The organism is Brevundimonas sp. RM1 (genome assembly GCF_052907225.1).
In genome coordinates this window covers 116,147-136,050 of record NZ_JBRERY010000002.1, presented here as the reverse complement: position 1 = coordinate 136,050, position 19,904 = coordinate 116,147, and the positions used below count along the sequence as shown (strand labels likewise).

At 69.5% G+C, this 19,904-nt stretch carries 24 protein-coding genes; 11 read left to right on the top strand and 13 right to left on the bottom strand.

Features of this window, described 5'->3' with window-relative positions; all coding sequences use genetic code 11:
* Positions 1-28: 28 nt before the first annotated feature.
* The gene (locus ACU5AP_RS02600) at positions 29-1,027 is read left to right on the top strand and encodes an NAD(P)H-dependent glycerol-3-phosphate dehydrogenase (protein ID WP_046652729.1); all 999 of its coding nucleotides are present in this window, start codon (positions 29-31) and stop codon (positions 1,025-1,027) included.
* Positions 1,027-1,416 carry a Rieske (2Fe-2S) protein gene (locus tag ACU5AP_RS02595; RefSeq protein WP_446680753.1) on the top strand — a complete coding sequence of 130 codons (390 nt, stop codon included), beginning with the start codon at positions 1,027-1,029 and terminating at the stop codon, positions 1,414-1,416. Before ACU5AP_RS02600 ends, ACU5AP_RS02595 begins: the two co-directional genes overlap by 1 nt.
* A 143-nt stretch (positions 1,417-1,559) precedes the next feature.
* On the opposite strand, the gene ACU5AP_RS02590 is transcribed toward ACU5AP_RS02595, so the two are convergent.
* The 6 genes from ACU5AP_RS02590 to ACU5AP_RS02565 form a co-directional block, all read right to left on the bottom strand.
* Positions 1,560-1,718, bottom strand: coding sequence for a hypothetical protein (locus ACU5AP_RS02590; RefSeq protein ID WP_223850640.1), 159 nt, complete (start codon positions 1,716-1,718; stop codon positions 1,560-1,562).
* 72 nt (positions 1,719-1,790) lie between these two features.
* Positions 1,791-2,264 (bottom strand): phasin family protein, encoded by a 474-nt coding sequence (locus ACU5AP_RS02585; RefSeq protein WP_446680752.1) that lies wholly within the window; start codon positions 2,262-2,264, stop codon positions 1,791-1,793.
* A gap of 20 nt (positions 2,265-2,284) precedes the next feature.
* Positions 2,285-3,064, bottom strand: a complete 780-nt coding sequence (locus ACU5AP_RS02580; protein ID WP_125899601.1) for a creatininase family protein — start codon at positions 3,062-3,064, stop codon at positions 2,285-2,287.
* 85 nt (positions 3,065-3,149) lie between these two features.
* Complete coding sequence (locus ACU5AP_RS02575) at positions 3,150-3,749, bottom strand: TetR/AcrR family transcriptional regulator (RefSeq protein ID WP_046652733.1); 600 nt, start codon at positions 3,747-3,749, stop codon at positions 3,150-3,152.
* On the bottom strand, positions 3,749-5,338 hold the full coding sequence (locus tag ACU5AP_RS02570) for a DHA2 family efflux MFS transporter permease subunit (RefSeq protein ID WP_446680751.1): 1,590 nt from the start codon (positions 5,336-5,338) through the stop codon (positions 3,749-3,751). Before ACU5AP_RS02570 ends, ACU5AP_RS02575 begins: the two co-directional genes overlap by 1 nt.
* On the bottom strand, positions 5,335-6,456 hold the full coding sequence (locus tag ACU5AP_RS02565) for an HlyD family secretion protein (protein ID WP_128719222.1): 1,122 nt from the start codon (positions 6,454-6,456) through the stop codon (positions 5,335-5,337). Before ACU5AP_RS02565 ends, ACU5AP_RS02570 begins: the two co-directional genes overlap by 4 nt.
* 138 nt (positions 6,457-6,594) lie before the next feature.
* Between ACU5AP_RS02565 and nth the strand changes: the two genes are divergently transcribed.
* A complete protein-coding gene (gene nth, locus ACU5AP_RS02560; protein WP_223850641.1) occupies positions 6,595-7,359 on the top strand; it encodes an endonuclease III in 765 nt (254 codons plus the stop codon).
* 2 nt (positions 7,360-7,361) lie between these two features.
* Here nth and ACU5AP_RS02555 read toward each other — a convergent pair whose 3' ends face one another.
* The gene (locus ACU5AP_RS02555) at positions 7,362-8,252 is read right to left on the bottom strand and encodes an ATP-grasp domain-containing protein (protein ID WP_076224640.1); all 891 of its coding nucleotides are present in this window, start codon (positions 8,250-8,252) and stop codon (positions 7,362-7,364) included.
* Between the two features lie 148 nt (positions 8,253-8,400).
* Here ACU5AP_RS02555 and ACU5AP_RS02550 point away from each other — a divergent pair, with 148 nt between their 5' ends.
* The 5 genes from ACU5AP_RS02550 to ACU5AP_RS02530 all read left to right on the top strand — a co-directional run bounded on the left by ACU5AP_RS02550 (position 8,401) and on the right by ACU5AP_RS02530 (position 11,249).
* Entirely contained in the window at positions 8,401-9,435 is a 1,035-nt protein-coding gene (locus ACU5AP_RS02550; RefSeq protein WP_128720690.1) for an adenosine kinase, read from the top strand.
* Between the two features lie 69 nt (positions 9,436-9,504).
* Positions 9,505-10,224 (top strand): heme ABC transporter permease CcmC, encoded by a 720-nt coding sequence (ccmC, locus tag ACU5AP_RS02545; RefSeq protein ID WP_003166604.1) that lies wholly within the window; start codon positions 9,505-9,507, stop codon positions 10,222-10,224.
* Positions 10,225-10,236: 12 nt separating this feature from the next.
* Positions 10,237-10,389, top strand: coding sequence for a heme exporter protein CcmD (gene ccmD, locus ACU5AP_RS02540; RefSeq protein ID WP_128719223.1), 153 nt, complete (start codon positions 10,237-10,239; stop codon positions 10,387-10,389).
* Positions 10,386-10,949, top strand: coding sequence for a DsbE family thiol:disulfide interchange protein (locus ACU5AP_RS02535; protein ID WP_128719224.1), 564 nt, complete (start codon positions 10,386-10,388; stop codon positions 10,947-10,949). The genes ccmD and ACU5AP_RS02535 overlap by 4 nt, the downstream gene beginning before the upstream one ends.
* A 69-nt stretch (positions 10,950-11,018) precedes the next feature.
* Positions 11,019-11,249 carry a hypothetical protein gene (locus ACU5AP_RS02530; protein WP_046652743.1) on the top strand — a complete coding sequence of 77 codons (231 nt, stop codon included), beginning with the start codon at positions 11,019-11,021 and terminating at the stop codon, positions 11,247-11,249.
* Positions 11,250-11,300: 51 nt separating this feature from the next.
* On the opposite strand, the gene ACU5AP_RS02525 is transcribed toward ACU5AP_RS02530, so the two are convergent.
* The 3 genes from ACU5AP_RS02525 to ftsY form a co-directional block, all read right to left on the bottom strand.
* The gene (locus tag ACU5AP_RS02525) at positions 11,301-11,963 is read right to left on the bottom strand and encodes a MarR family winged helix-turn-helix transcriptional regulator (RefSeq protein ID WP_128719225.1); all 663 of its coding nucleotides are present in this window, start codon (positions 11,961-11,963) and stop codon (positions 11,301-11,303) included.
* Positions 11,964-12,272: 309 nt separating this feature from the next.
* Entirely contained in the window at positions 12,273-12,917 is a 645-nt protein-coding gene (locus tag ACU5AP_RS02520; protein ID WP_003166610.1) for an inner membrane-spanning protein YciB, read from the bottom strand.
* 5 nt (positions 12,918-12,922) lie between these two features.
* On the bottom strand, positions 12,923-13,858 hold the full coding sequence (gene ftsY, locus ACU5AP_RS02515; protein WP_076224632.1) for a signal recognition particle-docking protein FtsY: 936 nt from the start codon (positions 13,856-13,858) through the stop codon (positions 12,923-12,925).
* A gap of 177 nt (positions 13,859-14,035) precedes the next feature.
* Here ftsY and ACU5AP_RS02510 point away from each other — a divergent pair, with 177 nt between their 5' ends.
* The 3 genes from ACU5AP_RS02510 to ACU5AP_RS02500 all read left to right on the top strand — a co-directional run bounded on the left by ACU5AP_RS02510 (position 14,036) and on the right by ACU5AP_RS02500 (position 17,146).
* Positions 14,036-16,084, top strand: a complete 2,049-nt coding sequence (locus ACU5AP_RS02510) for an NAD(+) synthase (protein ID WP_128719226.1) — start codon at positions 14,036-14,038, stop codon at positions 16,082-16,084.
* A 171-nt stretch (positions 16,085-16,255) separates the two neighbouring features.
* Positions 16,256-16,858 carry a DUF4168 domain-containing protein gene (locus ACU5AP_RS02505; protein ID WP_128719227.1) on the top strand — a complete coding sequence of 201 codons (603 nt, stop codon included), beginning with the start codon at positions 16,256-16,258 and terminating at the stop codon, positions 16,856-16,858.
* Between the two features lie 63 nt (positions 16,859-16,921).
* Positions 16,922-17,146 carry an alkylphosphonate utilization protein gene (locus ACU5AP_RS02500; protein WP_003166615.1) on the top strand — a complete coding sequence of 75 codons (225 nt, stop codon included), beginning with the start codon at positions 16,922-16,924 and terminating at the stop codon, positions 17,144-17,146.
* A gap of 127 nt (positions 17,147-17,273) precedes the next feature.
* Here the strand turns inward: ACU5AP_RS02500 and ACU5AP_RS02495 are convergent, their stop codons facing one another.
* From ACU5AP_RS02495 to ACU5AP_RS02485, 3 genes are all read right to left on the bottom strand, one after another.
* Positions 17,274-18,167, bottom strand: coding sequence for an alpha/beta fold hydrolase (locus ACU5AP_RS02495; protein ID WP_446680750.1), 894 nt, complete (start codon positions 18,165-18,167; stop codon positions 17,274-17,276).
* A gap of 62 nt (positions 18,168-18,229) precedes the next feature.
* The gene (locus ACU5AP_RS02490; protein WP_128719228.1) at positions 18,230-18,739 is read right to left on the bottom strand and encodes a D-glycero-alpha-D-manno-heptose-1,7-bisphosphate 7-phosphatase; all 510 of its coding nucleotides are present in this window, start codon (positions 18,737-18,739) and stop codon (positions 18,230-18,232) included.
* Positions 18,736-19,845 (bottom strand): AGE family epimerase/isomerase, encoded by a 1,110-nt coding sequence (locus ACU5AP_RS02485; protein ID WP_128719229.1) that lies wholly within the window; start codon positions 19,843-19,845, stop codon positions 18,736-18,738. The genes ACU5AP_RS02490 and ACU5AP_RS02485 overlap by 4 nt, the downstream gene beginning before the upstream one ends.
* Positions 19,846-19,904 lie beyond the last annotated feature (59 nt).

Sequence of the window (19,904 nt, the reverse complement as noted above, 5' to 3'; positions counted from 1 at the left end):
CGGCGGGGGTCGGGGGACCGGAGAAGACATGGAATTTCATACGGCAGGCGTAATTGGCGGCGGCGCCTGGGGCACGGCCCTGGCGCAGAGCGCGGCGGCGGCGGGTCTGGCCGTCATCCTGCAGGCGCGCGAGCCCGAGGTGATCGAGAGCATCCGCACGCGCCGGATGAACGACGCCTTCCTGCCGGGGGTCGAGTTGGATTCGGCCATCAACGTCACCTCGGACCTGGCCGACCTGGCCGACTGCGACCTGATCCTGGCCGTGCCGCCCGCCCAGCATATGCGGGCGACGTTGCAGGCCTTCGCGCCCTACGCCCGGCCGGGCCTGCCCATCATCCTGTGCTCCAAGGGCATTGAGCGCGGCTCGCTGAAACTGATGACCGACGTGCTGGCCGAGACGATTCCCTCGGCCACGGCCGCCGTGCTGTCGGGGCCGAGCTTCGCCGCCGAGGTGGCGCGGGGCCTGCCCAGCGCCGTGACCCTGGCCTGCGCCGATGCGGCGATGGCCGAGGCGCTGGCGGGCGCCCTGTCGGGGCCGGTCTTCCGCCCCTATTACGCCGACGACCTGATCGGGGCCGAGACGGGCGGGGCGCTGAAGAACGTGCTGGCCATCGCCTGCGGCATTGTCGAGGGCCGCGAACTGGGGCGCAGCGCCCATGCGGCCGTCATCACCCGCGGCTATGCCGAGATCGTGCGCGTGGCGACAGCGCTGGGCGGCAAGGCTGAGACGGTGGCGGGGCTGTGCGGCGTCGGCGATCTGGTGCTGACCTGCTCCAGCCCGCAATCGCGCAACATGAGCCTGGGCCTGGCCCTGGGGCAGGGCCTCAGCGTCGAGCAGGCGCTGGAAGGCAAGCGCTCAGTGGCCGAGGGCTATGAGAGCGCGCCGGCCGTGCGCGAACTGACGCGCAAGCTGGGCGTCGACACGCCGATCTGCGAGGCGACGGCGGCGGTGCTGGCGGGCGAGCTGACGGTGGATCAGGCGATCGAGAGCCTGATGAGCCGCCCGCTGAAGCCCGAGCGCGAATAGTGGCGCAAGAGGATCCGGCGGCCGAGACGCAGGAGCGCAAGCGGGTCTGGAAGACGCCGCCGAACGTGGCCCTGTGTCTTGAGGCGGACATCAATGATCCCGGCTCGCGCGGCTTCGTGCTGCAGATCGGCGAGGCCTTCTTCCACGGCTTCGTGGTGAAGAAGGACGGTCAGGTCGCGGGCTGGGTGGATCGCTGCCCGCACGCGGGCTTTCCCATCGCGATGGAGCTGGACCGCTATCTGACGCCGGACGGCTCGCTGATCCTGTGCGGCTGGCACGGGGCGGCGTTCGAGCCTCTGTCGGGCGCCTGCGTCGCGGGGCCCTGCGCGGGCGGCAAGCTGACGCCCTGGCCGGTCGAGGCGCGGGACGGGGTTATTCGGACGGCGTAAGGGCCCTCATAGGCGCCCCAACTTGCTGCGTTTGGAGCGGCGGCGAAGGCGTTCAGACGGATGCCCATCGCGCGAGGCCTCTGGATCCTCGGGTCAAGCCCGAGGATGACGGCGGGGGAAGCGGCGTGGAAGCCGCGTCCCGCCTATTCCTTCGGCACCAGCTTCGGATCCTTGGTGAAGGCTTCGTCGACCTCTTCCTCGGTGATCCGCTTGGAGGGGTCGCCGGGCTGGTTGAGGTTTTGCTCCTCGGTGCCGTCGCCCATCATGCCGGGGTGGGGGTCTTTGGGGTCTTTCTCGGCCATGGTGATCTCCTCCGCATGGATGCAAAGGCAATCCGGCGACGCCGCCGGGCGTTCCATCACGCCCGCGCGAGGTCAGCGCTTCAGGCGCCGCGCATTGGCCGTGGCCTTGGCGTGGACGGGGGCCATGGTCTTAGCCTGCGCCTTCAGCGCAGCGCCGTAGAAGGACCAGCTGTCGTTCAGCGCTCGGCTCCAGGCGCCCAGGGCCCAGTCGGTCTGGGCGGCGGCGAAGGCGAAGGGGGTGTCGGCGCGGGCCAGTTTGGCCAGGCAGTCTGCGGCCTCGGCCCCCTCGCGCGCGGCCAGACGCCCGGCGCGTTCGGCCAGGTCCAGCGCGCCGGTATAGGCGGCCCCGGCCGAGGCCGTCATGGCCTCGACCTTCTCCGCGCCCATGCGGCTGAGTTCGGCGTGGTCGGCGCGCAGGGGGTCGGCCAGAGCCTCGCCCATGATCTCGAACCGTCGCGTGATGACGGCGGCCGAGGCCTGGGCCAGTTCCTGACCGGCCTGGGCGTTGCGCAGGGCGTTGCGGGCCGTCTTCTGCATGGGGCTCATGCAACGACCCTGGGCTGGTTTCAGGCGACCGGCAAGACTTCTTGCGCGAAGTCGGTCAGGTCGCGGATCAGGGCCGGAACGGCGGCGTCGATGATGCGCTGGCCCTTTTCCGGGGTCGCCTGGGCCGGGTCCGAGCCGATGCGGCCGTCGGGGAAGCGGGCGCGATAGTCGTTGGCGTCGCGGATCGGGCCGAAGGGGGCGATCTTCGGCTCATAGTCGGCGGTCTTGATCCGGTCGGGATAGCCGGCCTGGGTCACGGCGATCTCGGACGGGGTGGCGTGGCTGCCGTGGCCGGTCGGGAAGATGTCCTCGCACAGCTTCTGCACGCCCGGCAGATCCCACCAGTTGCGCAGCTTCAGCACGAAGGGCGGGCGCTCGGCCCAGGGCTCGGGCGTGAAGGACCAGTCGGCATAGATCTCGGCGAAAGCGGCCTCGATGGTGGCGACGTTGCCGCCGTGGCCGTTGAGGAAATAGATGCGCTCGAAGCCGTGGCGCGTCAGCGACGACACCCAGTCGGCGATCGCCGCCATGAAGGTCGACGGGCGCAGGGTGATGGTGCCGGGAAACGCCAGGTGGTGCTGGGCCATGCCGATGTTGAAGGTCGGCGTGATCACCAGGCTGTCGTCGCCCTTTTCGGCGGCGTGGGCGATGATCTCGGGGCACAGCCAGTCGGTGCCCAGCAGGCCCGTCGGCCCGTGCTGTTCGTTCGAGCCGATCGGCACGATCACCGTCTTGGACAGAAGGGCGCCGGACTTCAGGCGCTCGTCGATCTCGGGCCAGGACGACAGGTGGATCAGCATGGGAAGGACTCCGACGGGCGGGAGGTGAGGGGACTGGGGGCGGCTTTACGCTGATCCGCCTTCAGGGCCAATCGAGCGCGAACGCCTATTGCGGCGCGAAGGCGCGCACGAAGCGACAGGCGGCCTCGCGGGCGCGGGCGGGAATGTCGTCGATCTCGGGGTGGGGCAGGCCCAGCACCGAGCGCAGGTGGCCGTGGCCCAGCACCATGCCGGTGAACATCTCGGCGGCGGCGACGGGATCGGGCGCGGACAGGCGGCCCAGGCGGTCCTGCTCCTCCAGCCAGACGGCCAGACGGCGCAGGTTCTGGCCGGGCCCCGCGTCATAGACGACGCGCGCCAGCTCTGGCGCCTCGGGCGAGGCCAGGGCCATGCCGCGCAGGGCGACGCCGCGCCCCTCGATGCAGACGCGCCGGATCAGGGTCTCGGCTACGCTTGCCAGGGCGGTCTCGACGTCCATGTCGGAGGCGAGGGGGGCCAGGGTCTCTTCCGAGCGTTGGGCCGCCAGGTCGCGGGCGATGTCCGTCTTGGTCGGATAGCGGTTGTAGAGGGTCTGTTTGGACACGCCCGCGCGCCGGGCGACCTCGGCCATGGAGACCTTGGCGCCCTTCTCCATGAAGAGTTCGGCGGCGGCGCGCAGGATGGCGCGGCTCTTGTGTTCGTCGATCTGGCCGAGGGCGCGGGGCATCAGTGGGCGTCCGTAGGAGCTGCGGAGGGATTGGGCTTGGCCGGTTTGGACAGCAGGGTCAGGAAACCGGCGCAGGCGCAGCCGATGGCTAATAGGGCGAAGGCGTCGCCGAAGGCCAGGGTGGTCGCCTGTTTCTGCAACAGGCCGTAGATCGCCTTCATCGCCGAGGCCTGGGGGTCGATGGAGCCGGCGAAGCGCACGGCCATGCCCGCCATCATGTCGCGCACCCCCTGATGGGTCTGGTCGATGGCGCTGGTCAGCTCGACCATGTGCAGGGCGGTGTTCTGGGTCAGGGAGGTGTTGAGGATGGCCAGGCCGAAGGCGCCGCCGACGTTGCGCGACAGGTTCACCAGGCCCGAGGCGTTCTTGACCATGTGCGGCGGCAGGGTGGCCATCGTCACCTGTTGCGAGGCGATCATGGCCAGCATGACGCCGGCGCCGCGCATGGCCTGGACCCCCGCGAACTCCCAGAAGCCCCACTGATCCGTCACGATGCGGGCGTCCCACATGCCCCAGGCGGCCATCATGAAGCCCACGAACATCAGGATGCGGGCGTCCACCGCCCGCACCAGCCGCCCGGCGATGGGGCCTGTGGCGAACATGGCCAGCCCGGAGACGACCATGGTGGTGCCGACCTCGGCCGCCGAATAGTCACGCACCCGGCCGAGGAACAGCGGCAGCAGGAAGGTGCCGCCGAACAGGGCCGCCCCGACGATGAAGGTCATCAGCACCCCGACCACGAAGTTGCGGTTGCCGAAGGCGCGCAGCTCGACGATCGGATTGCGGTAGCTGAGCGAGCGCCAGACGAAGGCCGGACCGCAGACGGCGGCGACGACGCTGAGCAGCAGGATCATGTCGTTGGCGAACCAGTCCTCCTTGGCGCCCTCTTCCAACACGAATTGCAGGCTCATCAGGAAGGCGGCCATCAGGGCCAGGCCCAGCCAGTCGAAGCCCTTGGACAGGCTGGGGTCGCCCTTGTCGAAATGGGCGTAGCGCCCGACCAGGAACAGGACGATCGCGCCGGGAAAGACGTTGATGAAGAACAGCCAGCGCCAGCTGAGCCATTCCGTCAGGTGCCCGCCTAGCGTCGGGCCGACGGTGGGGGCCAGCGTTACGATCAGCCCCATGATGACGCTGGCCGTCACGCGCCGCTCGGGCGGGAAGGCGGTGAAGGCCACGGCGAAGACGGTCGGGATCATGGCCCCGCCGACGAAGCCCTGGAGCGCGCGAAAGACGATCATCATCTCGATCGACGACGACAGGCCCACGGCCACGCTCATCACCAGGAAGCCGAGGCAGGAGGCCAGAAACACCTTCTGCGTGCCCCACAAACGCGACAGGTATCCCGACAGGGGGATCATCACGACCTCGGGGATCAGATAGGCGGTCTGGATCCAGCTGATCTCATCGGCGGAGGCGCCGACCCCGGCCTGGATCTGCGGCAGGGAGGCGGCGACGATCTGGATATCGAGGATGGCCATGAACTGGCCGATGACCATGCCGGCGAAGCCGAGCAGCAGCACGGTCCAGTTGATCTCGGGCTGGTCGGCGGGGGCCGCCTGAGCCGAAGACGCGGCGGCGTCCGTCACCGGGCGGAGCTCGGGTCAGCGGCCTGGGCCAGCGCCGTCTCGCCCATGTGGGCTTCGGCGAAGGCAGGCCCGCCCTGGCTCTTCAGGTCGACCTTGACCTCGACCGACAGGCCGGGCCGCAGGACGATCGGCTGGCCCGAGGCGTCGCGCTGGACGACGATGCGGACGGGCACGCGCTGGGTGATCTTGGTGAAGTTGCCGGTGGCGTTCTCGACCGGGATCAGGGCGAATTCCGAGCCGGTGGCCGGGGCGAAGCTGTCGATACGGCCCTGCAGCGACCGGCCGGGGAAGGCGTCGGCCTTGATCTCGACCGCCTGGCCCAGACGCATCCGCCCGACCTGGGTCTCCTTGAAGTTGGCGACGACATAGGTGTCCTGCAGCGGCACTACGGACATCAGCTGGCCGCCCGCCTGCACCACCTGGCCGAGGCGCACGCCGCGCGCGCCGACGACGCCCGCGACCGGAGCGCGGATCACCGTGCGGTCCAGCGTCAGCTGCGCCTGATCGACCAGGGCGCGCGCCTGTTCGACGGCGGCCACGCTCTGCTGGCGCGAGGAGCCGAGGACGGCGGCGGTGCGCTGTTCGGCGGTCAGGGCGGCCTGGGCCTGGGCGACCGAGGCGCGGGCGGTCTCGGCGGCGGCGCGCTGGGTCTCGATGCGCTGCTGCGACACCCAGCCCTGATCGGCCAGCTTGCCGTAACGGTCGATCTCGGCGTGGGCGAGGTTCGCCTGGGCCTGGGCCTGGGTCACGGCGGCGGCGCGGGCGGCGATCGTGGCCTGCTCCTGCTCGGTCCGGGCGTCGACATTGGCGACGGCGGCGGTCAGGGCCGCCAGATTGGCCTGGGCCTGGGCCAGGGCGGCGCGGGCGTCCGCGTCGTCCAGCCGGACCAGCACCTGACCGGCCTCGACGCGCTGGTTGTCCTTGACCAGGACTTCGACCACCTCGCCGCCGATGCGCGGGCTGACGGCCACGGTGTCGGCCTGGACGAAGGCGTTGTCGGTGCCTTCCCAGCGCTGCTTGCCCTGCCACCAGACCACGCCGCCGATAATCAGGCCCAGGCCGACGACGCCGGCGACGATCAGGGGCAGGCGCTTCTTGAGCGGGGCGGGGAAGGCCATGGGGGAGACAGCTCGCTTCGATTTCACGCGTAAAATGGACGGAGCGGTCCAGAATACAAGGCGCGACTGCGATTTTTTGTCGCAGCGTCGCGAGCGCGCGACATTGACGCCGGGCGCGGGGAAGGCGAAGCGGGGGGCATGGCTCCGTTGAAATCCGCCTCCCGCCAGAAGAAGGCCGTTCAGAAGGCCGGGCTGACCCCGCCGCCGGGCAAGCGTTCGCGCCAGCCGAAGAAGGCCCCTGTCGGCGCCGTCATCAGCTGGCCGCCGGATGAAGACCGGGTGGAGGAGATCTTCGTCCGCCTGTCAGGCGTCATGCCCGATCCGAAGACCGAGCTGGACTTCGTCAATCCCTACACCCTGGTGGTGGCCGTCGCCCTGTCGGCCCAGGCGACCGACGTGGGGGTCAACAAGGCGACCAAGGCCCTGTTCGCCGTCGCCGACACGCCGCAGAAGATGCTGGCCCTGGGCGAAGAGGGGCTGATCCCCCTGATCGCCTCCATCGGCCTTTACCGCACCAAGGCGAAGAACGTCATCGCCGCCGCCCGGATGCTGGTCGAGAAGCACGGCGGCGAGGTGCCGCTGAACCGCGCTGACCTGCAGGCCCTGCCGGGCGTCGGGCGCAAGACCGCCAGCGTGGTGCTGAATGAACTGGGGATCGAGCCGGCCATCGCGGTGGACACCCACGTCTTCCGCGTCTCGCACCGACTGGGCCTGGCCAATGCGGCGACGCCGGACAAGGTGGAGGTCCAGCTGCACCAGGTGGTGCCCGAGGCCTGGCTGCCCAAGGCGCACCACTGGCTGATCCTGCACGGTCGCTACACCTGCCTGGCGCAGCGGCCGAAGTGCAGCGCCTGCGTGATCTCCGACCTGTGCCCGTCGCGGGCCAGCTTCATGGGCGTGTAGGCCTAGCGCTCCAGCCGCGCCCGCACCGCCTGACCGAAGCGGGCGCCGGCTTCAGGCGCGGCGGCCAGGTAGAAGTCCGGCTCGATGAGTTCGGCCTCCATCAGCACCCAGTCGCCATCGTCGTCCTTGGTCATGTCGATGCGGGCGTAGAGTAGGTCTTCGTCGATGGCGGCCAGGGTGCGTTCGGCCAGATCAAGCGCGCCCTGGGGCGCGGCCTTCAGCGCTTGGTATTGTCCGCCGTACTGGGTCTGGATGCGGAACTCGCCCGCCGCGCCGGGGCGCTTGTTCACGACGTGGCTCAGTTCGCCGCCGAAATAGAGCAGGGAGGTCTCGCCCTCGGTCTCGATGGCCTTGAGATAGGGCTGGATCATCGTTCCGCCGACGGGGGCGTCGGCCAGGGCCGCGTCCAGCAGGTCGCCCGCCGCCACCCGCAGGGTGCGCCAGGCGCCGCCCGAGACGGTCGGCTTGACGATTAGGGTCTCGGCCCCCGTGGCGGCGAAGGCGGCTTCCAGAACCGCAGCGTCGACGTGGTCGGCGAAGATCGTCTCGGGCACGGCGACGCCCTTTTCCGCCAGGCGGGCCAGATAGCGTTTGTCGGCGTTCCAGCGCAGGGTCGCGGCCGGATTTGCCAGGGGCGCGCCCGCCTCGGCCCAGGTCGTGCAGGCCTGGACCCAGCGGTCGTGATGCTGATGATAGCCCCAGACCAGCAGCGGCAGGACCAGGGGGAAGTCCATCAGGGCGCGGGCGTTCTCGACGTGATCGGTCCAGGGCGTCGGCCGCGCCGTGATCCCCGCCGTCGCCAGCGCCTCGCCCAGCCGGTCCAGCACGCCGGGCCACAGGGTCGAATAGGTGGGATCGGACGGATCAGGGGTCAGGACGGCGACGTCGGTCATGGGCGCGGCTCCGCATGGCCCGGGAGGGCGGTGTGCAACTGGTCCATCGGCTTTAGGCCGCCGCCGGATCGGCGTGAAGGGCCGCTTTTCGCACGACGGCGGGGCCGGCGCTCTGGCGCGCGGCGGTCTCGCCCGCTATGGGGCGCGAATGACCCAAGTCCTGCCCCCCTTCGCCCACAACGCCCGTTTCGACGTCTGCGCCCTGGGCAACGCCATCGTCGACGTCCTGGCGCCGTGCGATGCGGCCTTCCTGGAGGCCAAGGGCCTGATCCCCGGTTCGATGCAGCTGGTCGACGAGGATCAGAGCGCGGCGCTGTATGACGCCATGGCGGCGGGGGTCGAGGCCTCCGGCGGTTCGGCGGGCAACACCGTGGCGGGCGTCGGCTCGTTCGGCGGGCGCGCCGCCTATATCGGCAAGGTGGCCAAGGACACCCTGGGCGAGGTCTTCAGCCACGACATCCGCGCCGTCGGCGTCCACTTCGACACCCCCGTGCTGGAAGACGGCGCGGGCAAGGGCTTCGGCACCGGCCGCTGCCTGATCAACGTCACGCCGGACGGCCAGCGCACCATGTGCACCTTCCTGGGCGCCGCCAACCAGCTGACCACGGCCGACGTCGACGCGGGCGTGATCGGCGACAGCGCCATCGTCTATCTGGAAGGCTATCTGTTCGATCCGGCCCCGGCCCGCGCGGCTTTCGAGGCCGCCGCCGCCGCCGCCCATGCGGCGGGCCGCAAGGTCGCCATCACCCTGTCGGACAGCTTTGTCGTTCACCGCTGGCGCGCCGAGCTGCTGGCCTTCATCGAGACCTCGGCCGACATCGTCCTGGCCAATGAGGCCGAGCTGCACGCCCTGTTCGAGACCGAGGACTTCGACCACGCCGCCGCCCACCTGGGCCGCATCGTCGAGGTGGCGGCCGTGACGCGCGGCGCCGCCGGTTCGGTGCTGTTCCGCGGCGGCGAACGGGTCGAGGTCGCCGCCTATCCGGTCGAGAAGGTCGTCGACACCACGGGCGCGGGCGATCAGTACGCGGCGGGCGTTCTGCTGGGCCTGTCGCGCGGCCTGTCCCTGGCCGAGGCCGGGGCGTTGGGTTCGCTGGCCGCGTCGGAGGTCATCGCCCACTGGGGTCCGCGCCCGATGGTGGGGCTGAAAGACCTGGCGGCGCAGCACGGCCTGAGCCTCTAAGAGCCGCGACAAAGGGTCGGACGCCGCGCCCGCTTGCCGTGGGGCGCTGGGCCGCGTAATCGGCGGCCCATGTTCGGCCTTGCCAATCCCGACCGCTTCATGCGCTTCACCGGCCCCCTGGTTCCGGTGTTGTGGATCTGCGCGCTCGGCCTGCTGCTGCTGGGGACGTGGTTCAGCTTCGCCGCGCCGGGAGACTATCAGCAGGGCGACACCGTCCGCATCATGTTCATCCACGTTCCGGCCGCCAGCCTGGGTCTGATGGCCTATGGGGCGCTGGGGGTGTCCAGCTTCTTCGCCCTGGTGTTCCGCCATCCGCTGGCCGATGCGGCGGCGCGGGCGGCCGCCGTGCCGGGCGCGGCCTTCACGGCCCTGGCCCTGGTCACCGGCTCCCTGTGGGGCCAGCCCATGTGGGGGACGTGGTGGGTGTGGGACGCGCGCCTGACCAGCGTGCTGGTGCTGTTCCTCTTCTACCTCGGCTACATGGCCCTGCGCGCCTCGATCGACGATGAGGCCAAGGCGGCGCGGGCGGCGGCGGTGCTGGGCCTGGTCGGCCTGATCAATCTGCCGATCGTCAAGTTTTCGGTCGACTGGTGGAACACCCTGCACCAGCCCGCCTCGCTGCTGCGGTCGGGCGGGACCAGCGTGGACCCGGTCTTTCTGCCCGCCCTGTTGACCATGATGGCGGCCTACGCCGTGCTGTTCGGGGCGATCTGGCTGACGTCGATCCGCACCGAGGTCCGTCGCCGCCGCGTTCTGACCCTTCGCGCCCGCGCGGCGCTGGAAGCCTGATGGAGGCGCTTCGTGCTTGATCTGGACATGAGCCCCTACGGCGCCTTCATCTGGCCCGCCTGGGGGATCAGCGCCGTGGTGCTGGCCGCCCTGTCGGCGCGCGCCCTGATCGCCGCCCGTCGCTGGAAGCGCGAGCTGGCCCGGCTGGAGGCCGCCCGCAAATGAAACGCTGGCTGGCCCTTTTGCCCATCGCCGTCCTGGCGGCGCTGGGGATATTCCTGATGACGCAGATGGACCGGATGGCGGGCGATCCCGCCGCCGGGCCGACCTATAAGCCGGACGCCCTGGTCGGCCAGCCGATCCCGCAGACGACGGTCCTGCCCATTCTGGTCGACGGCAAGGCCGGCAGCGACCTGCTGGATTTGAAGACGGCGGGGGTCGGCAAGCCGATGATCGTCAACCTGTTCGCCAGCTGGTGCGCGCCGTGCCGTCTGGAGCATCCGCATCTGATGAAGTTGAAGGAGCAGGGCATCGCCGTGGTCGGCGTGGCCTATAAGGATGATCCCGTCGCCACTGACGCCTTCCTGGAAGAGCTGGGCGATCCCTATCGCCTGGTGCTGGTCGATCGCGAGGGACGCGCCGGGCTGGACCTGGGCGTGTCGGGCGTGCCCGAGAGCTTCGCCGTCGACGCCTATGGGACCATCGTCGCCAAGTCCTCGGGGCCGATCCTGACCGACGCGGACCTGAAGACGCTGACCGACGCCCTGAACGCCCCGGCGCGTTGAGGCGACCGCCCGAAACAGGGTGAATCGCGCATTAACCATATCTAGACGAAGCGCGGGCATCCTCAGCCCATGTCCGCGATTTCGTCCGAGCGGCCGGCCTTTCCGCCCCAGGCGGGCGGTGCGGCCCACGCCCTGAGAACGGCCCAGTCGGCCTTCTTCCGCCAGGCCATGGGGTTGGCGGCGCCGATTGCGGCCGAGGAGACTGCGCGTCCCGCTGCAGCGGCTGCTGCGCCGGTCGAACAGGCGGCGCCGACGTCGCGCCTGCAACGCCCCGGCTCCCTGCTCGACATTCGGGTTTAGGGCGCAGCCTCAATACCCCGCTCATCCCGGCGGACGCCGGAAGGGAAGGACTTAGCCTTCAGCCGCGTCCTTGAGCGGAACCACGACGGCGTCGGCGACGTCGTCGGTCTGTGCTTGCTCCACGACCGGCTCGCCCTTTTTCTTCTTCTTGCCGCGGCCGTCGGTCTTGCCGTCGCCCTTGCGGGCGGCTTTTTCCGCCTTCTTGGCGTCCTTGGCGGCCTTCTTCGCCGCCTTGATGTCGGCGCGAGCCTGTTCGGGGGCGGCGTCGGCGGCGTCGGACAGGCTGCACAACAGATCCAGGAAGCTGTCGCGCTTGGACTTGGGCAGCAGGCCCATGATCCGCTTGTCGGCGGCCTCGACGCGCGGGCGGGCGGCCAGCAGGGCGGCCTCGCCCTCGGGCGACAGGCGCACGGCCTTGGCGCGGGCGTCCAGCGTCGAGCGTTCGCGCTCCAGCAGGCCCTTGGTCGTCATCCGCGCCACCAGGTCGGCCAGGGTCGAGCGATCGATGCCGGTGGCCTTGACCAGGTCGGTCTGCGTCAGGCCCGAACGGGCGGCCACGGCCTCCAGCACGGCGAACTGGCGCTGGGTCAAGCCGTCCGGCCCGGCTTCCTCGGCGTAGATGTCCAGCGCCAGCTGCAACGCGCGGTGCATCAGATGGCTGGGCGATTCCGCCAGCCCGCCCTTGATCTTCGCCTGCTTGCCCGACTTGATCATCGTCTTCGTCCCCGAACAGCCCGATACCGGCCGTGGCCGGATGATGCTGCAACAGCTAACAGCCCGGCTTAACGCTTTGACGACGTTAAGGCTGACGGTTTGAAGACATTTAGTTGGTGGGCCTACCGGGCTTCGCCCTACTTGAGGCCCGGAATGGGTGCGTGAAACGGCCACTCACTCCGTCATCCTCGGGCTTGACCCGAGGATCGAGCGTAGCGGCGCGCTTTTGCGTTCCGACGTCGCGCAGGCGGACAATCCGATCCTCGGGTCAAGCCCGAGGATGACGGCGAGAAGCGAGACGCTCTAAAACTAAAGGCCCGTGTCGGGGGAGACGGGGCCGCGTTCCTCGTCCTTGGTCATGTTCTTCAGGATCAGCGGCACCTGCGACAGGCCGAAGATGGAGGCCGCGATCCACAGCACGCCGCGGAAGGCCGTCCAGACGCCGTTGGGATCGGGCGTCCCCAGGTTCAGCGTCGACCAGATGGCGGTGACGGCGGTCGGGCTGCGGAACACCTCATTGGCGATGGCGACGGCCAGGAAGTAGAGGCCGTAGCGGAAGGTCAGCTTGCGCCAGGCCTCATCCGTCACCTTGATGGCCGAACCCAGCAGGGCCTTGAACGGGTATTTCTTCAGCGGCAGCGAGCCCAGCAGGACGGCGGCCAGCAGGCCGTTCTGCACCGTCAGCTTCAGCTTCACGAACAGGTCGTCGTCGGTGACGATGGTCAGGATGCCGAACACCAGGGCGAAGCCGCCGGTGATCAGGGGCATGGGCGCCAGGCGCCGCTCCAGCACGAAGCCGACGGCCAGGGCGATGATCGAGGCGATGACCAGAACCCAGGTCGCCTTGATCATGTCGCGGGTGATGAAATAGGCGGCCATGAAGGCGACAAGGGCGCCGAAGTCGACAGCCTGACGAATCCACTGCGGACGCTTGGTTTCGGTCGCTTCACTCATACGCTTCAGTCCTCAAGCCCGACCAGGGATCGGGAAAACGCGCGGGCGTCGAACGGTTGCAGATCCTCGACCCCTTCGCCGACGCCGATCAGCTTGATCGGGGCGTCCGAGGCCTGGGCCACGGGCACCAGGACGCCGCCGCGCGCGGTGCCGTCCAGCTTGGTCATCACCACGCCCGAGACATAGGCGGTGCGGCCGAAGATCTTTTCCTGCTCCAGCGCATTGCGGCCGACGGTGGCGTCCAGCACCAGCAGGGTTTCGTGCGGGGCGTCGGGATCGACCTTCTTCAGCACGCGCACGATCTTCAGCAGTTCGTCCATCAGGGTCGACTTGTTCTGCAGCCGCCCGGCCGTGTCGATCAGCACGACGTCGAAGCCTTCTTCCTTCGCCTTGGCGAAGGCGTCGAAGGCCAGGCCGGCGGCGTCGGCGCCGTCGCGGCGGCTCTCGAAATGGGCGCCCGCGCGGTCGGCCCAGACCTTGAGCTGTTCGCGGGCGGCGGCGCGGAAGGTGTCGCCGGCGACGATCATCACCTTGGCGCCCTTAGCCGTCAGGTCCGAGGCGATCTTGCCCAGGGTCGTGGTCTTGCCCGAGCCGTTCACGCCGACGAACAGGACGACATAGGGCTTGGGCCCCGACAGCGGGTCGAACGTCGCCTGACGCGGCGTCAGTTCGGCGGCCACGGCCTCGGCCAGGGCCTCCTTGATCTCGCGCTCGTCGGAGGTCTTGCCGAAGCGCAGCTCGCGGAAGCGCTCGACGATGCGGGCCGAGGCGGCGGGGCCGAGATCGCTCTCGATCAGATGCTCTTCCAGCCGCTCCAGCGCCTCCTCCGAGAGGGGCTCTTTGACGAAGGTCGAGACGACCTGATCGGTCATCTGTTTCGAAGACCGGGACAGGCCTTCGCTCAGCCGCTGGAACCAGCCTTTTTTGGGCGTATCGCTCATGACGTGAGCCTTAGCCGACAGCGGTTCGCAGGTCACTACAAACCGCTCATCCCGGCCGACGCCGGGAGCCAGTGCTTTGGCTTCGCGGCGCAACCCTATATTGATCGGGAAGGCCGCAAGGTCTGTGCCTATGGCTTTTACTGGCTCCCGGCGTCGGCCGGGATGAGCGGAAAATAGATGGCGAAGTCTGAGACGCATTCCTTCCATGCCCCGCGCAGCCACGGCTTCGTGCGCGTCGCCGCCGCGACGCCGGTGGTCCATGTCGCCGACCCGGCCGCCAACGCCGAGGAACACGAACGGCTGATCCGTCAGGCGGGCGAACGGGGCGCAGACCTGCTGGTCTTCCCCGAACTGTCCTTGAGCGCCTACGCCATCGACGACCTGCACATGCAGGCGGCTCTGCTGGAAGAGGTGGAACGCCAGATCGCGCGTCTGGCCGAGGTCGCGGACGAGGCGGGCGTCATCGCCGTGATCGGCGCGCCGATCCGTAACGGCGACGCCCTGTTCAACTGCGCCGTAGTGCTGGGCGGGGGCGAGGTGCTGGGCGTGGTCCCGAAGACCTATCTGCCCAACTACCGCGAATATTATGAGAAGCGCTGGTTCGCGCCCGCCGCCAGCCGCAGCGAGGATGCCGTCCTGCTGAACGGTACGAGCGTCGATTTCGCGCCGGGCCTGATCTTCGAGGCGACGAACCGTCCGGGCTTCGTCTTCGCCGTCGAGATCTGCGAGGATTTCTGGGCGCCTCAGCCGCCCTCGACGCGGGCGGCGCTCGCGGGGGCGCGCATCCTGTGCAACCTCTCGGCTTCCAACATCGTCATCGGCAAGGCGGACGAGCGCGCCCTGCTGTGCGCCAGCCAGTCGGCGCGCACCCTGTCGGCCTATGTCTTCGCCGCCTCGGGCTGGGGCGAAAGCACCACGGATCTGGCGTGGGATGGTCAGGCGACCATTCATGAATTGGGGGCGCGGCTGGCCGAGGGCGAGCGCTTCGCCCTGCACAGCCATCTGACCGTCGCTGACGTGGATGTGGACCGCATCGGTCTGGACCGCCTGCGCAACGGCACCTTCGCCGACTGCGCCCGTCTGGAGGGCGAGGCTGCGACGGTGGTGCCGTTCGAGGCGGGGCAGGGGCCGGGCGACGCTCTGATCCGTCCGCTGGACCGCTTCCCCTTCGTGCCGGACGACGCCGCGCGTTTGGATCAGGACTGCTTCGAGGCCTTCAATATTCAGGTCCAGGGGCTGATGCGGCGGATGACGGCGACGGGGTCGAAGACCCTGGTGATCGGCGTCTCGGGCGGTCTGGATTCGACCCAGGCCCTGCTGGTGGCCTGCCGCGCCTTTGATCGGCTGGAGCTGCCGCGCACCGGCATCCTCGCTTTCACCATGCCGGGGTTCGCGACGTCGGACGGCACCAAGTCGAACGCCTGGGCGCTGATGAAGGCGCTGGGGGTGACGGGGGCCGAGATTGACATTCGCCCCGCCGCCGAACAGATGCTGCGCGACATCGGCCATCCATTCTCGAATGGCGAGCCGGTGCACGACATCACCTTCGAGAACGTCCAGGCGGGCCTGCGCACCGACTATCTGTTCCGTCTGGCCAATCAGAACCACGGCTTCGTGCTGGGCACCGGCGACCTGTCGGAACTGGCGCTGGGCTGGTGCACCTATGGCGTCGGCGACCACATGAGCCACTACAACGTCAACGGCGGGGTGGCGAAGACCCTGATCCAGCACCTGATCCGCTGGGTGGCTGAGCGCGGCCTGGTCGGCGAGGCGGCGACCCCGACGCTGCACGCCATCCTGGCCACGGAGATTTCGCCCGAACTGGTGCCGGCGGGCGCCGACGGCGCGATCCAGTCGACGCAGAGCATTGTCGGCCCATATGCGCTGAACGACTTCTTCCTGTTCTACATCAGCCGCTTCGGCCTGAAGCCGTCCAAGGTCGCCTATCTGGCGCATCAGGTCTGGGGCGATGCGGCGACGGGAAGTTGGCCGGTCGGCCTGCCGCAGGGCGAGCGCGTCGCCCATGACCTGCCGACCATCAAGGGGTGGCTGAGGAAGTTCCTGATCCGCTTCTTCCAGACCAGCCAGTTCAAACGCTCGGCCGTGCCGAACGGGCCGAAGGTGGTGACGGGCGGATCGCTGTCGCCGCGCGGCGACTGGCGGGCGCCGTCGGATTCCTCGGCGCGGGTGTGGCTGGACGAGCTGGACGCCAATACGCCGGACTGATGCGCGCGGGGGTTGAAACGACCCGCCTGGGGTTTACCCGCCCGCACGGCGCGGGTTAGCGTTTTCTTCTCCCCGCCCTCTGTGAGCCTGACACACCCGGTCGTGCGGGAGAGCCCGGATCTGTCCGGGTCAGCCTAGGGCTGAGCGTTCGGGGCTGAAGAAGGATACGCCATGCGTTTTGCAACGGCCGCCGCCCCGACCGCCATTCTGGCCGCCCTGTTCCTGACCGCCGCGCCCGCCCTGGCGCAGGACGCCGCTCCCGCGCCCGCCGCCGCAGTAGCCGCAGCCGGCGAACCGACCGACGCGGAACTGACCCAGTTCGCCGCCGCCATGAAGACGGTCCAGAGCGTGGCCGCGACCGTCCAAAACGGAGCGCCCACCGAGGACCAGCAGGCCCAGATGGCCGCCGCCGTGCAGAACTCGGGCCTGGCCGTCGAGCGGTTCAACGCCATTTCGGCCGCCGTTTCGGCTGACCCGATGCTGCAGGCCCGCGCGGCTGTGGCGGGCGCGACGCCGTCCGCGCCCGGCTCGGTCGGGGCCGGCGTCACCGACGTCGAAGCCGGTCAGTTCGCCGCCGCCATGGGCGAGATCTCGGGCATCGCCCGCGCCCTGAACGGCGCCCAACCGAACGCGGAACAGCAGGCCCAGATGGCCGCCGCCATCCAGAACTCGGGCCTTGAGATCGAGCGCTTCAACGCCATTTCCGCCGCCACAGCCCAGGACGAGCATCTGCAAGCGCGCATCGCCCTTGCCCAGGCGCGTCAGGGGGAATAGGCCAGTTGAAACGAGGGCCGTCGCTGATGCGGCGGCCCTTCTTCCATTCAGACAGGACTGATCATGAGCGACGACGTCACCAAGGACTCCAACGGCAACCTCCTGTCGGACGGCGACAGCGTGACCCTGATTAAGGATCTGAAGGTCAAGGGCTCGGGCGGGGTGACGCTGAAGCGCGGCACCCTGGTCAAGAACATCCGCCTGACCGGCGACCCCGACGAAATCGAGGCTAACGTGGAGAAGGTGCGCGGCCTGGTCCTGCGCACGGAGTTCGTGAAGAAGGCATAATTTAGGGGGCCTACCGCGCTTCGCGCTACTTGAGGCTCATTTAAGCGGGCCTACCGTGCTTCGCGCTACTTGAGGCCACGTAACTGGTCGACCGGGCCTCGTGCTGCGGGAGGCCCGGCAGGCTGATTCAGCCCACCTCCGCCAGAAACTCGAAGATGGCCGCGCGCGCCTCTGGCTCGTCCAGCATGGGGGCGTGGCCGACGCCGGGAACCTCGGCATAGGCCATGGCGGGGGCGGCCTTCTTCATCTTGTCGGCGATGGCGGAACTGAGCAGGTCCGAGGTTCCGCCGCGCACCAGCAGGGTCGGCTTCTTGCGCGCCAGCGCCCGGAACGAGGGCCAAAGGTTGGGAACCAGGGCCTTGGATCCCGCCGCCTTGATCGGCGCCGCGATGTCGGGGTCGTAGTCCAGCACCGGAGCGCCCTCGGTCCCCTCGCGGAAGACGCGGCGGGCGAAGGCGGCCCAGTCGGCGTCCGTATAGTCGGGGAAGGCCGCCTCATTGATCCGGCGGGCGTAGGCGGTCGCGTCGTCCCAGCTTTCGACTGCGACCGGCTGGCCGGTATAGGCGGCGATGCGGGCGAGGCCCTCGGCAGCGACCTCGGGGCCGACGTCGTTGAGGATGGCGGCGGCGATGGCCTTGGGCTTCAACGCCGTCAGCGCCAGGGTGATCAGCCCGCCCATCGAGGTGCCGAGGAAGACCGCCTTCTCGATCCCGGCCTGCTCCATCAGGGCTACGACATCCTTCGCATAGACGTCCGGCGTATAGGTCATGGGATCGGACGCCCGGTCCGAGCGTCCGCGCCCGCGCACGTCGACGGCCAGGACGCGGCGGCCGCTGTGGGCGATCAGGCCGGCGATGACGCCGAAATCGGCGCTGTTGCGAGTCAGGCCGTGGATGGCGATGACCGGCAGGCGCGCCGGACCTTCGGCCGGGGCGTAGTCGCGCGCGTAGAGGTTCAATCCGTCCGGCGAGGTCCAGCGCCGCTCGACGTAGCGGTCGGCCAGCGGGGTGGTCATCGGCATGGATCGTCTCCGAACAGCAGTTCCGTTCGAGCGACGTTAATTCATCGATTGCGGAATAGCGATCAGGCGAGCGCCAGATCGCGGATGAATTGATTGAGATCGCCCTCGGTGAAGCGGTGGCCCGCCACGCCCGCGCGTCGCGCCGCCTCCATGTCGGACGGCTGGTCGCCGATCATCAACGAGCGGGAGAGGTCGAGGTCGTGCTCGGCGGCGGCCCTCAACAACATGCCGGGATTGGGCTTGCGGTCGGGGTGGTCGGGATGGCGATAGCGTTCGTCAGCCGCTTCAGAATGGAAGGGGCAGGCGTAGACGGCGTCGATGCGTCCGCCGCCTTCGGCCAGCCGCGCGACCAGCCGGCGGTTGAAGTCGTGCATGGTCTCTTCGCTGAACATGCCGCGCGCCACGCCCGACTGGTTGGTGACGATGACGGTGACGTAGCCCGCCGCGTTCAGCCGCTTCACCGCCTCCGCCGCGCCGGGGATCAGCACCAGTTGATCGGGCCGGTGCGGATAGCCGCTGTCGACGATCAGCACGCCGTCGCGGTCGAGGAAGGCGGCGGGGCGCTGGGTCATGCGGGCTCCGTCAGCAGGGCCGAGAAGGCGGTCGTCAGGTGATAGAGGCTCGAGGCGGGAACGGCGGCGTCCAGCGGTCGTCCCTCGGCGTCAAAGGCGTCGATCCACAGGCCGGGCGTCGTCGTGGCCAGGTGGGTCTCGAACAGGCGATCGATCAATCCGGCCGCCCTGAGGTGTTCGCCGCGCGCATGCAGGACGCGCAGAAGCTCGGTCTGGGCCCACAGGCGTACGCCGCCGTCGCGGACCTGGCCGATCCGGTTGATCTCGCGCACGGCCAGCCCATCCGCGCGGACCCCGCAGGTCAGGGCGCTGGTGTAGAGAGCCCGCGCGGGAGAGCTCAGGTCCGGCAGGCCGAGACGCGCGGCTTCGCCCAGCAGCCAGACCCATTCCATGTGGTGCCCCGGCTCGATGCATTGACCTTCTGAGCCGGGGCGCGGGCTCCAGTCGGCCTCGTAGAACTCGCCCAGCATCAGATGCTCGCGGTCGAAGAAGCGCCGGTTGAACAGGTCCAGCACCGAGCGCGCCGCTGCCTCGAAGGTCGGATCTGGCGCTGTCGCCTGCCAGGCCAGCAGGGCCTCCAGCATGTGCATGTGCGGGTTCTGGCGGCGCGGCAAGACCGGGGGCAGGGCCTCCTGCCAGCCGCCGTGGACCGGATCGGCCATCTGCGCCTGGATGGCCGCCAGCGTCTCCAGCGCCAGCGGCTGCGCCTGTTCGTCCTTCAGCACGCGGTGCGCGGCGGCCAGGGCGAACAGGACGAAGGCCAGGTCATAGAGGTCGGGCGTGGCGTCGATCACGACCCCTGCGTCGTCCGCGGCGCGCACCCACAGGCCGTCGTCCCGGCGGTTGTTGCGGATCAGGGCGTCCAGCGCGGCGCGGGCGACGGGCTCGCCCTCGGTCCAGCCCAGCGCGACGGCCTGGATGAAGACATAGGTCTGGCGCGCCTGGACGCGGGTGCGGCGGGGGACGCCCGTGACGGGCCGCCCATTGAAGTCCAGCTTCTCGAAGAAGCGGTCCTGATCGTCGATCCCCGCCGTCGCCCACAGCGGCAGGGCCTGGCCGAACAGCCAGTCATGGACCCGGTTCCTGGCGGCGGCGTCGAAGCTCATGGCTCCGGCTTAGGCGGCGCTCCCGACTTTGCCAAGCCGCCCTTTCGTTGCATCGCGCA

Coding starts and splice junctions, on each gene's coding strand:
- ACU5AP_RS02575 (WP_046652733.1), bottom strand. CDS start 3,749: ATGCCCCGCGCCCTCGGCCAGATCGACGAACACAAGAGCCGCGCCATC.
- ACU5AP_RS02600 (WP_046652729.1), top strand. CDS start 29: ATGGAATTTCATACGGCAGGCGTAATTGGCGGCGGCGCCTGGGGCACG.
- ACU5AP_RS02485 (WP_128719229.1), bottom strand. CDS start 19,845: ATGAGCTTCGACGCCGCCGCCAGGAACCGGGTCCATGACTGGCTGTTC.
- ACU5AP_RS02505 (WP_128719227.1), top strand. CDS start 16,256: ATGCGTTTTGCAACGGCCGCCGCCCCGACCGCCATTCTGGCCGCCCTG.
- ftsY (WP_076224632.1), bottom strand. CDS start 13,858: ATGAGCGATACGCCCAAAAAAGGCTGGTTCCAGCGGCTGAGCGAAGGC.
- ACU5AP_RS02590 (WP_223850640.1), bottom strand. CDS start 1,718: ATGGCCGAGAAAGACCCCAAAGACCCCCACCCCGGCATGATGGGCGAC.
- ACU5AP_RS02565 (WP_128719222.1), bottom strand. CDS start 6,456: ATGGCCTTCCCCGCCCCGCTCAAGAAGCGCCTGCCCCTGATCGTCGCC.
- ACU5AP_RS02585 (WP_446680752.1), bottom strand. CDS start 2,264: ATGAGCCCCATGCAGAAGACGGCCCGCAACGCCCTGCGCAACGCCCAG.
- ACU5AP_RS02510 (WP_128719226.1), top strand. CDS start 14,036: ATGGCGAAGTCTGAGACGCATTCCTTCCATGCCCCGCGCAGCCACGGC.
- ACU5AP_RS02495 (WP_446680750.1), bottom strand. CDS start 18,167: ATGCCGATGACCACCCCGCTGGCCGACCGCTACGTCGAGCGGCGCTGG.
- nth (WP_223850641.1), top strand. CDS start 6,595: ATGGCTCCGTTGAAATCCGCCTCCCGCCAGAAGAAGGCCGTTCAGAAG.
- ACU5AP_RS02550 (WP_128720690.1), top strand. CDS start 8,401: ATGACCCAAGTCCTGCCCCCCTTCGCCCACAACGCCCGTTTCGACGTC.
- ACU5AP_RS02530 (WP_046652743.1), top strand. CDS start 11,019: ATGTCCGCGATTTCGTCCGAGCGGCCGGCCTTTCCGCCCCAGGCGGGC.
- ACU5AP_RS02525 (WP_128719225.1), bottom strand. CDS start 11,963: ATGATCAAGTCGGGCAAGCAGGCGAAGATCAAGGGCGGGCTGGCGGAA.
- ACU5AP_RS02500 (WP_003166615.1), top strand. CDS start 16,922: ATGAGCGACGACGTCACCAAGGACTCCAACGGCAACCTCCTGTCGGAC.
- ACU5AP_RS02535 (WP_128719224.1), top strand. CDS start 10,386: ATGAAACGCTGGCTGGCCCTTTTGCCCATCGCCGTCCTGGCGGCGCTG.
- ACU5AP_RS02520 (WP_003166610.1), bottom strand. CDS start 12,917: ATGAGTGAAGCGACCGAAACCAAGCGTCCGCAGTGGATTCGTCAGGCT.
- ACU5AP_RS02490 (WP_128719228.1), bottom strand. CDS start 18,739: ATGACCCAGCGCCCCGCCGCCTTCCTCGACCGCGACGGCGTGCTGATC.
- ACU5AP_RS02580 (WP_125899601.1), bottom strand. CDS start 3,064: ATGCTGATCCACCTGTCGTCCTGGCCCGAGATCGACGAGCGCCTGAAG.
- ccmC (WP_003166604.1), top strand. CDS start 9,505: ATGTTCGGCCTTGCCAATCCCGACCGCTTCATGCGCTTCACCGGCCCC.
- ACU5AP_RS02555 (WP_076224640.1), bottom strand. CDS start 8,252: ATGACCGACGTCGCCGTCCTGACCCCTGATCCGTCCGATCCCACCTAT.